Annotated in this window: 8 protein-coding genes; all 8 read right to left on the bottom strand. The window is 71.2% G+C overall.

Annotation, left to right across the window (positions count from 1 at the left end):
- Positions 1–72: 72 nt before the first annotated feature.
- Positions 73–1,614 (bottom strand): alpha/beta hydrolase, encoded by a 1,542-nt coding sequence (locus ACTMTU_RS12775; protein WP_441263577.1) that lies wholly within the window; start codon positions 1,612–1,614, stop codon positions 73–75.
- 105 nt (positions 1,615–1,719) lie between these two features.
- The gene (locus tag ACTMTU_RS12770) at positions 1,720–2,925 is read right to left on the bottom strand and encodes a DNA polymerase III subunit delta' (protein WP_441263576.1); all 1,206 of its coding nucleotides are present in this window, start codon (positions 2,923–2,925) and stop codon (positions 1,720–1,722) included.
- Between the two features lie 183 nt (positions 2,926–3,108).
- A complete protein-coding gene (gene tmk, locus ACTMTU_RS12765; RefSeq protein ID WP_441263575.1) occupies positions 3,109–6,228 on the bottom strand; it encodes a dTMP kinase in 3,120 nt (1,039 codons plus the stop codon).
- A 156-nt stretch (positions 6,229–6,384) separates the two neighbouring features.
- Positions 6,385–9,231, bottom strand: a complete 2,847-nt coding sequence (topA, locus tag ACTMTU_RS12760) for a type I DNA topoisomerase (RefSeq protein ID WP_441263574.1) — start codon at positions 9,229–9,231, stop codon at positions 6,385–6,387.
- A 224-nt stretch (positions 9,232–9,455) separates the two neighbouring features.
- On the bottom strand, positions 9,456–9,653 hold the full coding sequence (locus ACTMTU_RS12755; RefSeq protein WP_159689215.1) for a hypothetical protein: 198 nt from the start codon (positions 9,651–9,653) through the stop codon (positions 9,456–9,458).
- 359 nt (positions 9,654–10,012) lie between these two features.
- A complete protein-coding gene (locus tag ACTMTU_RS12750; protein WP_441263573.1) occupies positions 10,013–11,512 on the bottom strand; it encodes a DUF7059 domain-containing protein in 1,500 nt (499 codons plus the stop codon).
- 267 nt (positions 11,513–11,779) lie between these two features.
- Positions 11,780–12,367, bottom strand: a complete 588-nt coding sequence (locus tag ACTMTU_RS12745; protein WP_441263572.1) for a small secreted protein — start codon at positions 12,365–12,367, stop codon at positions 11,780–11,782.
- Between the two features lie 200 nt (positions 12,368–12,567).
- Positions 12,568–14,973 (bottom strand): sodium-translocating pyrophosphatase, encoded by a 2,406-nt coding sequence (locus ACTMTU_RS12740; RefSeq protein WP_441263571.1) that lies wholly within the window; start codon positions 14,971–14,973, stop codon positions 12,568–12,570.
- Positions 14,974–15,204: the final 231 nt, after the last annotated feature.

Genomic DNA, 15,204 nt, shown 5'->3' with positions numbered 1-15,204 from the left:
AGCAGCGGCGCCAAGTCTACAGGGTTCTTGGGGGTGCCCCGAACCACCTCCCGCGCGCCCCTGACGAGGGCCTCAGCAGCGCTCGCCGTCCTGCGGGGCCTTGCCCTCCAGGAGGTAGGTGTTGATCGCCGTGTCGATGCAGTCGCTGCCCCGGCCGTACGCGGTGTGGCCGTCGCCGTCGTACGTCAGGAGCCGGCCGGACGACAGCTGACCCGCGAGGCTCTGGGCCCACTTGTACGGGGTCGCCGGGTCGCGGGTGGTGCCGACGACCACGATCGGGGCCGCGCCCTTCGCCTCGATGGGGTGCGCCTCGCCGGTCGCGGGGACCGGCCAGTGGCCGCAGTTCAGGGCGGCCCAGGCGAAGCCGCGGCCGAAGACCGGGGAGGCCTTCTCGAACTCGGGGACGGCGGCACGGACCGCGTCCGGGGTCTTGAAGGCGGCCGGCAGGTCGAGGCAGTTCACGGCCGCGTTCGCGAACATCAGGTTCGCGTAGGACCCGTCCGGCTCGCGCTCGTAGTAACTGTCGGCCATCGCCAGCAGCGGGGCGCCGTCGCCATTCTGCGCGGCGGCGAGCGCGGAACGCAGCTGGGGCCACGCGCCGTCGTCGTACATCGCGGCGATCACGCCGGTGGTGGCCAGGGACTCGCTGAGCTCGCGGTCCTCTCCGGTGGGCACGGGAGAGGCGTCGAGCTTCGCGAAGAAGTCCTTGAGGCGGTCGGTCGCGTCGGCGACGGACTTCTTCCCGAGGGGGCATTCCGCCCGCTTGACGCAGTCGGCGGCGAACGATTTGAACGCCGTCTCGAAGCCGGCCGTCTGGTCGCGGTTCAGCTGGCGGGCGGGCAAGGCGGGGTCCATCGCCCCGTCGAGGACCAGCCGGCCGGTCCGGTCGGGGAACAGCTCGGCGTAGGTCGCGCCGAGGAAGGTGCCGTACGACGCTCCGACGTAGTTCAGCTTCTCGTCGCCCAGAACCTCACGCAGGACGTCCATGTCACGGGCCGCGTCCACGGTGGAGACATGGGGCAGGACCTTCCCGGAGCGCTTCTCGCAGCCCGCGGCGAATTTCTCGTACGCCTGCTCCAGCTTGTCCGCCTCGGCGGCGTCGTCGGGCGTCTGGTCGACCTGCGTGTACGTGTCCATCTCGGGGCCCGTGAGACATTCGACGGGCTCGCTGCGGGCGACGCCGCGCGGGTCGACGGCCACCATGTCGTAGCGGGCACGGACCGGGGCCGGGTAGCCGATGCCCGCGTACGCCTGGAGGTAGCCGACGGCCGAGCCGCCGGGGCCGCCCGGGTTCACCAGCAGCGAGCCGAGCCGCTCGCCGGGCCCGGTGGCCTTGATGCGGGAGACGGCGAGCTTGATCGCCTCGCCCTCGGGCTTCGCGTAGTCCAGCGGCGCCTTCATAGTGGCGCACTCGAACTTCGGCACGCCGCATTCGCGCCAGTCGAGCTTCTGCCCGTAGTACGGCGCGAGGGCGGCGGAGGGCGCCGACCCGCCGGCCGCGCCTGGGGCCTCGGGCCCGCTCACGGTCGGGCCGCCGGTGGTGCAGGCGGAGGCGAGCAGGCCGACCGTGGCCAGCGGGAGGGCGAACGTGCGGAGCAGGCGCCTGGTGTCCATTCAACGGAGCGTAATAGCAGGAGGCAGCCGTTGCCCGTCCCGGCTCGCACGGGTGAGCCGGTCAACCGGACGATGTTTCTGTGCCGATGCCGTCGGCGGACGCTGTCAGCCCGCCCGCAGCGCGACGGTCATCGCCTCGACCGCCAGCAGCGGCGCGACGTTGCGGTCCAGCGCCTCACGGCAGGCGACGATCGCCTCTATCCGGCGCAGGGTGCCCTCGGGTGTGGAACCGCGGGCGATGCGGTCGAGGGAGTCCCGCACATCGTCGTTGGCGAGGGCGACCCGTGAACCCAGCTGCAGCGCGAGCACGTCCCGGTAGAAGCCGGTGAGGTCCGTGAGCGCGAGGTCGAGGCTGTCGCGCTGGGTGCGGGTCTTGCGGCGCTTCTGGAGGTCCTCGAGCTCCTTCATCAGGCCGGCCGTCCCGCGCGGCATGCGGCCGCCCTCCGACGCGCCCAGCGCCGCCCTGAGCTCCTCGGTCTCCTTGACGTCGGTCTCTTCCGCGACCTGCTTGGCGTCGTCGGCGGCCGCGTCGACCAGCTCCTGGGCGGCCCGCAGGCAACCGCCGATGTCCTCCACGCGCAGGGGCAGCTTGAGAACGGCCATGCGGCGGGCCCGGGCCCGTTCGTCCGTGGCCAGGCGACGGGCGCGGCCGATGTGCCCCTGCGTGGCGCGGGCCGCCGTCGCCGCGAGATCCGGTTCGACGCCGTCCCTTCTGATCAGCACGTCGGCGACAGCGGCCACCGGCGGCGTACGGAGGGTCAGGTGACGGCACCGGGAGCGGATGGTGGGCAGCACGTCCTCGACGGAGGGCGCGCACATCAGCCAGACCGTGCGGGGGGCCGGCTCCTCGACGGCCTTCAGTACGGCGTTGGCCGACTTCTCGTTCAGCCGCTCGGCGTCCTCGACGAGGATCACCTGCCAGCGGCCGTTCGCCGGCGCGGTGAACGACTTGCGGACGGTGTCCCGCATGTCGCTGACGAGGATCTGCGTGCCCGTGGCAGCGATCCAGCTCACATCCGCATGCGTGCCGATCAAGGCTGTGTGGCAGCCGTCGCAGAAGCCGCACCCCGGCGTGCCGCCCAGAGCCCGGTCCGGGCTGGTGCACTGCAGGGCCGCCGCGAAGGCGCGCGCCGCGGTGACGCGTCCGGAACCAGGGGGTCCGGTGAACAGCCAGGCGTGCGTCATCTTCGACGCGGACGGCACCGGCTCCCCCGCGGCGTGAGCGGTGACGTGTGCGTCGGCGTCGCGCGCGGCGGCGGAGAGCTGCTCCTGGACGCGCTCTTGGCCGACCAAGTCGTCCCATACGGCCATGTGCCGTCACCGCCCTTTCCTGCTGCGGTCTCCCATTGTGGCGGAGGGCGCCGACAGTGCCGTCCACCGGCGTCCCGCCGCCCTGCCCCGCGGGATCGCGAGTCAGCAGGTCCCGTAGGTCCCGCAACCGCAAGAGGACCGGGCACCGGGCCCGGTCCTCTTCAGCGCGCACAGGTGCTTCCGTCAGCCGCGGCGGCCCCGGCGTCCGCGTCCGCCATCGTTCTCGTCGTCCTCGTGCGGGCCGAGGAGTTCGTCCGCGAGCGTCGGAAGGTCGTCCAGAGGTGTCTCCTCCGCCCAGTCGGAGCGGCGGCGCGGGCGCTCCGCAGAGGGATCCACCTGGGGAAGTTCCGTGGTGCGTTCGTTGCCCCCGCCGACCCCCCGCTCCTCGTGCTCGTCGCGGAAGATGCCCGGCGGCACACGGTCGGCCGGGCCGGCGTCGCGCACCGGAGGCAGTACCGCCGTCTCGTCCGCCGCACGCACGTCACGCACCGGCCGCAGCATGGTGGTGTCCTCGTTGTCGGGGACCTTGGGCAGCATGGCCGTCTCGGCCTCGTCCGGGACCTTCGGCAGCACGCTCGTGGCGTCGTGCGAGCCGCCCGGCATCGGGACCTCCTGCGTGACCTCGTCCGGCTTCACGACCGGAGTGGGCACCGTGGTCTCCACGGCCGACGCGGCGGCGGCCGCGGCAGCGGCGGCCTCCGCCGCCCGGCGTGCCTCCTCCGCCTTCAGCAACGCCTCCTCGGCCTTGCGCTGCTTCTCGAGGCGGCGTTCCTCCGCCTCCTTGCGCAGCCGGGCCTCTTCCTCAGCCTGCTTGCGCAGCCGTTCCTGCTCCGCCTGGCGTGCCCGCTCCTCGGCCTCGCGGCGCTGCCGCTCCTCCTCGGCCCGGCGCCGCGCCTCCTCGGCGCGCTGCCTGGCCTCCTCGGCCTGGCGCTCCGCCTCGCGCTGCCGCGCCTCCTCCAGTTCGCGGCGCTTGCGCTCCTCCTCCTCGGCCCGGAGCTTGGCGAGCTGTTCCTGCCGCTCCCGTTCGAGGCGCTCCTCCTCGGCCTTCCGCGCCGCCTCTTCCTCGGCCTTGCGGCGGGCCGCCTCCTCGGCCGCCTTGCGGGCGTCCTCCTGGGCCTTGATCTCCGCCTCCGACAGCGGCAGCAGCTGGTCGAGCCGGTGCCTCACGACCGTGGTGACCGACCCGGGCTCCTGTCCCGCGTCGACGACCAGGTAGCGGCCGGGGTCGGCCGCGGCCAGGGTCAGGAAGCCGGAGCGGACCCGCTGGTGGAACTCCGCCGGCTCGGACTCGAGCCGGTCGGGTGCCTCGGTGAAGCGTTCCCTGGCGGCCTCGGGCGACACGTCGAGGAGCACGGTCAGGTTGGGCACGAGACCGTCCGTCGCCCAGCGCGAGATCCGGGCGATCTCGGTCGGGGACAGGTCACGGCCGGCGCCCTGGTAGGCCACGGACGAGTCGATGTACCGGTCGGAGATGACGATCGCGCCCCGGTCGAGCGCCGGGCGGATCACCGAGTCGACGTGCTCCGCGCGGTCGGCCGCGTACAGCAGTGCCTCGGCGCGGTTGGACAGTCCGGCGCTCGAGACGTCCAGCAGGATGGAACGCAGCCGCTTGCCGACCGGGGTGGCACCGGGCTCGCGGGTGACGACCACCTCGTGGCCCTTGGCGCGGATCCATTCGGCGAGGGCCTCGACCTGGGTCGACTTGCCGGCTCCGTCGCCGCCTTCGATGGCGATGAAGAATCCGCTCGTCGCGGGGGCCTGCCCCGGGTCGGCCCCGCCGCGCAGTGCGTCGCGGAGGTCGCGGCGCAGCGGCACGCCGGAGCGGTCGTCCGTCTTGGCGAGCACGAGCGCGGCGACCGGCAGCAGCAGTGCTCCGACGAGCATGAGCGTGAACGCGGCCCCGCCGTGTGCGAAGACGAAGTCGCCGCCGGCCAGCCGGTGCGGTCCGATCGCGGCGGCGAGCAGCGGGGCGGCGACCGCGGCCAGCCCGATGACGAAGCGGACGACGGCCTGGAGATGCGTGGCGAACCGGGGCCGCCGGAAGTCCTCGGTCTCCTGGTCGACGAGTGCGTGTCCGGTGTTCGCGGCGATGCCCGCGGAGACGCCGGCGACCGCGGCGAGGAACAGCCCGGTCGCCGTGTCCGGAACGAGGCCCAGCGCGAGCAGGGCGACGCCGGTCACGGCGAGGGCGAGGGCGAGCAGCCTGCGGCGGGACAGCGAAGGCAGTACGGCGCCCGCCCCGCGGATGCCGGCACCGGTGCCACCGATCAGCGCGAGGATCAGCAGCGAGAAGGTCACGGGGCCGCCGCCCAGGTCCACGGCGTGCAGCACGGCGACCGCCGCGGCGGAGGCGATGGCCGCGGTGACGGCGGCGCAGGCCAGGACGAACAGCGGTATGGCGCCTGTGCGGCCCTTGTCCGGCCCGTCGCCCTTGGACGGCCGCCGCAGACCCTCCAGCGGCGAACGCGGCCGGGGCGTGTGCGAGCCGGGCAGCTCCACGAAGTACAGGGTCGACACGGACGCGGCGAACAGTCCGGCCGCGAGGTAGGAGCCCAGCGCCGCCTGGTGCTGGGAGAACCATTCGACGCCCGTGCCCAGCAGGTTGCCGATCAGCGTGGCGAGCAGGAGCGCCGCGGCCGCGGCGGGTACGACGGCGAAGGCGGTGCGCAGCCACAGCGTGCGCAGCGACTCGAGGTGGTCGGGCAGGGGCCGTACGGCCGCGCCCTCCGGCGGCGGCGCGGGCAGCAGCGCGGGTGCGGCACCTTCGCGGGCGACGGTCCAGAAGCGCTCGGCGACGCCGGTCAGGAAGACCGTGACGAGCAGGATCGCCAGTGCGTTGTCGGGTGTCCAGTCGATCCACAGCGGTGCGACGACGAGCAGCGCCAGGCGCAGCCCGTCGGACCCGATCATGGTCCAGCGCCGGTCGAACGGTCCGCTCGGCGCCGTGAGTGAGGTCATCGGGCCGAGGAGTACGGCTCCGAAGAGCAGCGTCGACAGGACCCGCGCGCCGAACACGGCGGCGACCGCGAAGGCGGCCCCGCGGTATCCGCTTCCGAACGAACCGGACTCCACCGCTGCCTGGAGCGACAGCAGGAGGAGCACAAGCACGGCGAGTGCGTCCCCGGTGCCGCCGACCACCTGGGCGTTCCACAACCGCCTCAGCGGTGGGTGGCGCAACAGGGAGCGCACGGCCCGTTCACGTGAGTCCGTGGCAAGTGCATCGGAACCCGATGCGTCGGAGGCAGTCTGTGAAGCGGTGCTCATGACCGCCTGCTGCTCGGCTGGCTGCTCGGCTCGCGTCATTCGGCCAGCCTATCCGGAGCGTGGTGCTCCCCGGAGGGGTGTCCGAACATACGGGCGCTCTTGTGGCAAGGGTGTGAAGTTCGCCTGTCGCGGAGCGCCCGGTCACGGTATGCGGCGGGGCGGTCTCCTCACGAGGAGACCGCCCCGCCGTCCCGGCTACTCGTCCGCCGAAGCGGCCGTCTTCTTGGCCGCCGTCTTCGCGGTCGTCTTCTTGGCCGTCGTCTTCTTGGCCGTCGTCTTCGCGGCGGTCGTCTTCGCGGCGGTCGTCTTCTTGGCGGCGGTCTTCTTCGCCGCCGTCTTCTTGGCGGCCGTCTTCTTCGCCGGAGCCTTCTTCGCCGTCTTCTTGGCGGGCCCCTTCGCCCGCTTCTCGGCGAGCAGCTCGTATCCGCGTTCCGGAGTGATGTCCTCGACGCTGTCGCCGGTCCGCAGAGTGGCGTTCGTCTCGCCGTCCGTCACGTACGGGCCGAACCGGCCGTCCTTGACGACCACCGGACGCTCGCTGACCGGGTCGGTGCCCAGTTCCTTCAGCGGCGGCTTGGCCGCGGCCCGGCCACGCTGCTTCGGCTGGGCGTAGATCGCCAGTGCCTCTTCCAGCGTGATGGAGAAGAGCTGCTCCTCGTTCTCGAGGGAGCGCGAGTCGGTGCCCTTCTTCAGATACGGGCCGTAGCGGCCGTTCTGCGCGGTGATCTCGACGCCCTCGGCGTCGGTGCCCACCACCCGCGGCAGGGACATCAGCTTCAGGGCGTCCTCGAGCGTCACCGTGTCCAGGGACATGCTCTTGAAGAGCGAGGCGGTCCGCGGCTTGACCGCGTTCTTGCCCGTCTTCGGCGTGCCCTCGGGCAGGACCTCGGTCACGTACGGGCCGTAGCGCCCGTCCCTGGCGATGATCTGGTGGCCGGTGGCCGGGTCGGTGCCCAGTTCGAAATCACCGCTCGGCTTGGCGAGCAGTTCCTCCGCGTACTCGACGGTGAGCTCGTCGGGTGCGAGGTCCTCGGGGACGTCGGCGCGCTGGTGGCCCTCCGCCTCCTTCTCGCCACGCTCGACGTACGGCCCGTACCGGCCGACGCGCAGCTTGATGTCGTTGCCGACGGGGAAGCTGGAGATCTCCCGGGCATCGATCGCGCCGAGGTCGGTGACCAGTTCCTTGAGGCCGCCGAGATGGTCGCCGTCGCCGTTGCCCGCCTCGGAGGCGGCGCCGGCGGCGTCGCCCTCGCCGAAGTAGAAGCGCCTCAGCCACGGCACGGCCTGGGCCTCGCCGCGCGCGATGCGGTCGAGGTCGTCCTCCATCCTCGCGGTGAAGTCGTAGTCGACGAGCCGGCCGAAGTGCTTCTCCAGCAGGTTGACCACGGCGAAGGAGAGGAACGAGGGGACGAGGGCCGTCCCCTTCTTGAAGACGTAGCCGCGGTCGAGGATGGTGCCGATGATCGAGGCGTAGGTCGACGGGCGGCCGATCTCGCGCTCTTCCAGCTCCTTGACGAGGGACGCCTCGGTGTAGCGGGCCGGCGGCTTGGTGGCGTGACCGTCGACCGAGATCTCCTCGGACGACAGGGCGTCGCCCTCCGCGACCTGCGGCAGGCGCCGCTCGCGGTCGTCGAGCTCCGCGTTCGGGTCATCGGCGCCTTCGACATAGGCCTTCATGAAGCCGTGGAACGTGATCGTCTTGCCGGACGCGCTGAACTCGGCGTCACGGCCGTCCGAACCCCGGCCACCGATCTTCACGGTGACGGAGTTACCGACCGCGTCCTTCATCTGAGAGGCGACGGTCCGCTTCCAGATCAGCTCGTAGAGCTTGAACTGGTCACCGGTCAGGCCGGTCTCCGCGGGGGTGCGGAAACGATCACCCGACGGGCGGATCGCCTCATGCGCCTCCTGCGCGTTCTTGACCTTGCCGGCGTACACGCGCGGCTTCTCCGGCAGGTAGTCGGCGCCGTACAGCTGCGTCACCTGTGCACGGGCCGCGGCGACGGCCGTCTCGGACAGCGTCGTGGAGTCCGTACGCATGTAGGTGATGAAGCCGTTCTCGTACAGCTTCTGCGCGACCTGCATGGTCGCCTTCGCCCCGAAGCCGAGCTTCCGGGACGCCTCCTGCTGGAGCGTCGTCGTACGGAACGGTGCGTACGGCGAGCGGCGGTACGGCTTGGACTCGACCGAGCGCACCGCGAACGACGCGCCTTCGAGGGCCGCCGCGAGGGAGCGGGCGTTCGCCTCGTCCAGGTGCAGCACCTGGGCGGACTTGAGCCGGCCGTCGGAACCGAAGTCGCGGCCCTGCGCGACACGCTGCCCGTCGACGGTGTTCAGGCGGGCGGTGAGCGTGGACGGGTCGGACGGGTCACCGGCCCGGCCGGTGGAGAACGTGCCGGTCAGGTCCCAGTACTCGGCGGAACGGAAGGCGATGCGCTCGCGCTCCCGCTCGACGACGAGCCGGGTCGCCACCGACTGGACGCGCCCGGCGGACAGCCGGGGCATGACCTTCTTCCACAGGACCGGCGAGACCTCGTAGCCGTAGAGGCGGTCGAGGATGCGGCGGGTCTCCTGGGCGTCGACCATGCGCTTGTTCAGCTCGCGCGGGTTGGCGACGGCGTCCCGGATCGCTTCCTTGGTGATCTCGTGGAAGACCATCCGGTGGACCGGGACCTTGGGCTTGAGAACCTCGAGGAGGTGCCACGCGATGGCCTCGCCCTCGCGGTCCTCATCGGTGGCGAGGAAGAGCTCGTCGGATTCGGCGAGCTGCTCCTTGAGCTTCCTGACCTGGGCCTTCTTGTCGGCATTGACGACATAGATGGGCTGGAAGTCATGTTCGACGTCGACGCCGAGCCGCCGCACCTCGCCGGTGTACTTCTCCGGCACCTCTGCGGCACCGTTCGGCAGGTCGCGGATGTGCCCGACGCTCGCCTCGACGACATAGCCAGGGCCGAGGTAGCCCTTGATCGTCTTCGCCTTGGCAGGCGACTCGACGATCACAAGTCGGCGGCCGCCGTGTGCGGTCTCGCTGGTCGGGGACAACTTCGCTCTTCTCTCCGGTCGACGCTCGATGGGCGCTCACGGCGGGTGCGGCACGTGGTCCTGTGCCTGGTCGCACTGCTGTGACGCTGCTGTCGCTGCGGAGTGTGACGGTACAACCCGCCCCCGTGTCAAACGGCAAAAGCCCGCAACGGCCACTCGAACGGTAACCCGAGTCCAACTGTTCATGCCGCCCGGACCCGGCACGTCGTCTTCCGGGAGCCGGGTCAGAGACGGCCGAAGCACCACACGGCGAGAGTGAGGAACACCGCACCGAACAGCATCCCGAAGGTCACGCCCGTGGCCGTGGTCACTCCGTGTGCGACGGGCCGGCGGTGCAGCGCGCGCATCCCCGTCCACAGCAGCAGTGCGGCCCCGAACAGCGCGAATGCCGTTCCGGCGAAGATCGCTGGCCCGCTCTCCATGCCCGTACCCGGTCCTTTCCTGACGCCGAGGTCCCTGTGCAGGGCGAGGCTGGCACCCCAGGGCGTCGCAGGCACGAACTCCGGGTGAACGCCACGTGGGGTTCACCCGCCCGGTCGCGGTCGAAGTCACACGGCGGGCGGGGACGAAGTCACAGGAAATGGGACCGCAAACCGAACCTTGGCCGGATTTCCCTGTCGATTTCCGCCACCACGAGCCGCGGGAGCCGGACCGGGTACGGGGACCGGGAATCGGAAGCGGCCGGGAAGCGGGACCGGCAGCGAGGCCCGGGACCGGAAGCGGCCGGGACGCGGGACCGGGGACGGGGCCGGAAGCGGCCGGTCCGCCGCACGGTGCGGCGTCACCGCGGGACGGGCTCCAGGAAGCCTTCCTCGATCAGCAGCCGCAGTGCCTGCGGAGTGCGGTCGCGCAGCAGGACCGGATCCTCGCCGAGCAGCTGGGCGATGGCGTCGAGGATCTGCCCGGCGCTCAGGCTGCCGTCGCACGCGCCCGCGAAACCGGCGCCGACAGTGTCGACCTTGGTGGCACGGCGCATGCCCCGGTTCTGGCGCAGCACCACGTGTTCCGGGTCCTCCGCGCCCGGCATCCCGACCTGCTCCTGCATGATCTCTTCGGCCAGAACGAAGTGATCGGCGAGCAGCGCGGCATCGTCATGCGCACGCAGATAGTCCTGCCGGGCGAAGTGCGCGCGCACCGTGTCGCCGAGCGGCTGCTCGACGGGGTGCGGCCACTCCTCCGTGACGATCGAGGGGCGTTCGGCGCCGGACTTCCGCAAGGTGATCCAGCCGAAGCCGACCGACTTCGTGCGGCGGGCCTCGAACTCGTCCAGCCACGCGTCGTAGCGCGCGGCATACCGGGCCGGGTCGGTGCGGTGGTCCCCGCTGTCGCGCAGCCAGAGCTCCACGTACTGCGTCACGTCCTGCACCTCGCGCTGCACGATCCACGCGTCGCAGCCGGGCGGCACCCAGGAGCGCAGCCGGTCCTGCCAGTCCTCCCCTTCCACGTGCTGCCAGTTGGCGAGGAACTGGGCGTGACCGCCGTCGTTGAGCCTGTCCCCCGCCTGCTGAACGAGAGAGCGGCACAGATCGTCCCCGCCCATCCCGCCGTCCCGGTAGGTCAGCCGGGCGCCGGGGGAGATGACGAACGGGGGATTCGACACGATCAGGTCGTACGTGTCGGAGCCGACCGGCTCGAACAGCGACCCCTCGCGCAGGTCGGCCTCCCGCGCGCCGGACAGGGCGAGCGTGAGCCGGGTGAAGTGCAGGGCCCGGGGGTTGAGATCGGTGGCCGTCACCCGCGTGGCGTGCCGGGCGGCGTGCAGCGCCTGGATGCCGGAACCGGTTCCCAGGTCCAGCGCGGCCGCGACGGGCGTGCGGATCGTGATGCCGGCGAGCGTGGTGGACGCGCCGCCGACGCCGAGGACCACTCCCTCGCCCTGGCCGCTCGCCCCGCCCGCCCCGCCGACCGCGCAGCCGAGGTCGGAGACGATGAACCAGTCCTGCCCCTCCGGCCCGCCGTACGGACGGACGTCCACGGTGGCCCGTACCTCGTCGCCGTCGCGCGACACCCAGCCGTCGGCGAGGCACTCGTCGAGAGGGAGCGCCTTGCGGGCCTGCTCATGGGGCACGGCGCACTGGAGCAGGAACAGCCGGACGAGCGTCTCCAGGACGCCCGCCCCGCGCGTGGCGCGCAGGGCGGGCACGGTCTCGCTGCGGGCGAGCGCCGCGTAGGCGGGCGCGCCGAGCAGGTCGAGCAGCCCGTCGGCCGTGAAGGCGGCGGAGAGGAGCGCTTCACGCAGCCGGGGCGCGTGGTCGGGCACGGGGAGGCTTGTCGTACTCACCCGCCCATTGTGGCCGCCGCGAGGGACGACCGCCGCGCGGCCCGGCGTCCCATTCGGACCGCTGCCGTCCGCCGAACCCCGGCTCCCGTCGCACACCGACGGCGATCCCGCCGTGCCGACACCGCCTATCGGACCGAAGACATCCACCGGCCCGCCGCCGCGCCGGAGGGGCGGGCGCGTTGCGTCACGGCACCGGGACGGCCCCCACGACCCGTCCGACGTCGTGCCGGACGGGCGGGCGCCGTTGAGCCACGGCGCCGGGACGGCCTACGCCTTGCCCGACGAAGCCGACGCGCCGCCTGCGGGGTTCGACGTGTCGGCCCGCTGGCAGCCGGGCTGCTTCGCCATGGCCGTGCCCAGCTCCCCGGACTGCAGCTTCGCCAGCGCCGCTTGGTCCATGCGCTCGATCTTCTTCAGCCCGTCCGCGACGGTTTGCAGGCCGTCCGCGAACTTCTGCTGGTTCTTCGGGTCGAGTTCGTCGACCTTCTTCTTCAGGTCGAGGTAGGCGGCGGCGGTGGCGTCGAGCTCCTTCACCGCGTCCTGCTGGAGCTTCTCGCCGTTCTCGACCGGGGGGACGCCGGCGTCCCTGACCGCCTTGGCGAGCGCCTTGTCCGCAGCCGCGATGTCCGCGAACGCCTTGGAGTCGGCAGCCTGGATGTCCGCGGGCTTACCGTCCGCAGCCGTCGAGATGATGGCCTGCTGTGCGTCCGCCCTCTTCTTGATCTGCGGCTGCGCCTGGTCGCAGACGTCCTTCGCCCAGGCGTTCACCTTTTCTTCGCTGTCGTCGCCGCAGCCGGACAGCGCCAGTACCAGTACCGCGCCGCCGGACAGGGCGGCCGCAAGCTTCTTGTTCACCGGATTGGTCCCTTCCAAGGCCTCTCGGCCCCGGAACATACACGCCAACTGGGCGACAACCGCGTGTCGTGCGCCCGCTTTATTACCTATTGAAGCCATTTGCACCAAGAGAGACAAGGCTCACCCTGAGCGGTGATTCCACACACGGACGGGCGGGCGGCACGTCAAACCGTGCCGCCCGCCCATCCACTGAATCAGCGTCAGGAAACCACCGCCGGATCGGTCGGCTTCGAGCTGTGCTCGGCAGTGCCCGACTCGTCGCCGACGGCGATGCCACGCCGCTTCGAGAGGTACACGGCACCGACGATGATCAGGATCGCCAGGACCGCGACCACCGCACGCACCCCCGCGCTGGCGTCGTCCCCGTAGCTGAACTGGATCACGGCGGGCGCGATCAGCAGCGCAACCAGGTTCATGACCTTCAGCAGCGGGTTGATCGCCGGGCCGGCGGTGTCCTTGAACGGGTCGCCGACCGTGTCGCCGATGACGGTCGCGGCGTGCGCCTCACTGCCCTTGCCGCCGTGGTGTCCGTCCTCGACGAATTTCTTGGCGTTGTCCCACGCGCCACCGGAGTTGGCGAGGAAGACGGCCATCAGCGTTCCCGTGCCGATCGCGCCCGCGAGGAACGATCCGAGGGCGCCGACGCCGAGCGAGAAGCCGACCGCGATCGGGGTCAGCACGGCGAGCAGACCGGGCGTCGTCAGCTCGCGCAGCGCGTCCTTGGTACAGATGTCGACGACGCGCCCGTACTCCGGCTTCTCCGTGTAGTCCATGATCCCGGGGTGCTCGCGGAACTGCCGCCGCACCTCGTAGACCACGGCGCCGGCGGAGCGGGACACCGCGTTGATGGCCAGCCCGGAGAAGAGGAAGACGACCGCGGCGCCGAGAACGAGGCCCACCAGGTTGTTGGGCTGCGAGATGTCCATCACCAGGTTCATCGGGGCCCCGTCGCCCAGCTTCTCGCCGACCTCCGAGGCCGCCGTCGCGATGGCGTCGCGGTACGAGCCGAAGAGCGCCGCGGCCGCCAGCACGGCCGTGGCGATCGCGATGCCCTTGGTGATGGCCTTGGTGGTGTTGCCCACGGCGTCCAGGTCGGTCAGCACCTGGGCGCCCGCGCCGGTGACGTCACCGGACATCTCGGCGATGCCCTGTGCGTTGTCCGAGACCGGGCCGAAGGTGTCCATGGCCACGATCACGCCGACGGTGGTGAGCAGACCCGTGCCGGCCAGCGCCACCGCGAACAGCGCCAGCATGATCGACGTGCCGCCGAGCAGGAAGGCCCCGTAGACGCCGAGGCCGATCAACAGGGCGGTGTAGACGGCCGATTCGAGGCCGATGGACATGCCGGCCAGGATGACGGTCGCCGGGCCGGTGAGCGACGACTTGCCGATGTCGCGCACGGGGCGCCGGTTGGTCTCCGTGAAGTAGCCGGTCAGCTGCTGGATCAGCGCCGCCAGGACGATGCCGATGGCGACGGCGACGAGCGCCAGGACCCGCGGGTCCCCGTCGTGCGCCTGGACCGCCGCGTCGCCGACCCCGTCCAACTCGGCGTACGAGCCGGGCAGATAGACGTAGGCGGCCACGGCCACCAGGACGAGCGAGATCAGCGCGGAGATGAAGAAGCCGCGGTTGATCGCCGTCATCCCGCTGCGGTCGGCGCGCCGCGGGGCGACCGCGAAGATGCCGATCATCGCGGTGACCACGCCGATCGCCGGGACGATGAGCGGGAAGGCGAGCCCGGCGTCGCCGAACGCGGCCATACCGAGGATGAGGGCCGCGACGAGCGTGACGGCGTACGACTCGAAGAGGTCGGCCGCCATGCCCGCGCAGTCGCCGACGTTGTCGCCCACGTTGTCGGCGATCGTGGCGGCGTTGCGCGGGTCGTCCTCGGGGATGCCCTGCTCGACCTTGCCGACGAGGTCGGCGCCGACGTCGGCCGCCTTGGTGAAGATGCCGCCACCGACACGCATGAACATGGCGATGAGCGCCGCGCCGAGGCCGAAGCCCTCGAGCACCTTCGGCGCGTCCGCCGCGTAGACGAGCACGACGCAGGACGCGCCCAGCAGACCGAGGCCCACCGTGAACATGCCGACCACGCCGCCCGTACGAAAAGCGATCTTCATGGCCTTGTGCGAGACGGCCGTGAGATCTTTTTCCGCCTCGCCTTCCGCCGGCGTGGCTTCACGCGCGGCGGCGGCGACACGCACATTGGCCCGCACGGCAAGGCGCATGCCGATGTATCCGGTGGCCGCCGAGAAAAGCGCACCCACCAGGAAGAACACCGAGCGCCCGGCCCGCTGCGCCCAGTCGTCGGCCGGGAGAAGCATCAGCAGGAAGAACACCACGACGGCGAAGACGCCGAGAGTGCGCAGCTGCCGTGCCAGATATGCATTCGCGCCTTCCTGTACCGCGGCCGCGATCTTCTTCATGGAATCGGTGCCCTCGCCCGCGGCCAGCACCTGGCGTACCAGGAGCTGGGCGACCACGAGTGCTGCCAGGGCGACGGCCGCGATCACAATAACGATCAGTCGGTTGTCATCCGTGAGTACCGCGGCTGCGAGAGAAGTGGGGTGATCGATCAGGTGTGGGTTGAAGAGCCCCGCCATTCGTCCTCCTTGACGTCAGAGCTCAAGATGTGGACGGATTGTAGGGAGCGGAACCTGATCAAAACAGGGCGCGGTAAATGTAATTGACCTTGACTTGCTACTCAGCAAATGATCGGGCTCGAAAATGATCCCCGAAAGCAGTAACGGTGCAAAAGCATTGACGCCCGAACGATGATCTAGAAAATACGAAAGAGGCCCTGCTCAGCAGGGCCTCTTTACGTCGGAACGATC

The organism is Streptomyces sp. OZ13, assembly GCF_052068155.1.
Classification (GTDB): domain Bacteria; phylum Actinomycetota; class Actinomycetes; order Streptomycetales; family Streptomycetaceae; genus Streptomyces.
The sequence above is the reverse complement of the archived record's forward strand: the minus strand, read 5'-3'. Positions and strand labels throughout refer to the sequence as shown.

Excerpts from the sequence above, each read along its gene's own strand:
- ACTMTU_RS12770 (WP_441263576.1), bottom strand. The coding sequence starts at position 2,925 with ATGGCCGTATGGGACGACTTGGTCGGCCAAGAGCGCGTCCAGGAGCAG.
- ACTMTU_RS12740 (WP_441263571.1), bottom strand. The coding sequence starts at position 14,973 with ATGGCGGGGCTCTTCAACCCACACCTGATCGATCACCCCACTTCTCTC.
- ACTMTU_RS12775 (WP_441263577.1), bottom strand. The coding sequence starts at position 1,614 with ATGGACACCAGGCGCCTGCTCCGCACGTTCGCCCTCCCGCTGGCCACG.
- tmk (WP_441263575.1), bottom strand. The coding sequence starts at position 6,228 with ATGACGCGAGCCGAGCAGCCAGCCGAGCAGCAGGCGGTCATGAGCACC.
- ACTMTU_RS12755 (WP_159689215.1), bottom strand. The coding sequence starts at position 9,653 with ATGGAGAGCGGGCCAGCGATCTTCGCCGGAACGGCATTCGCGCTGTTC.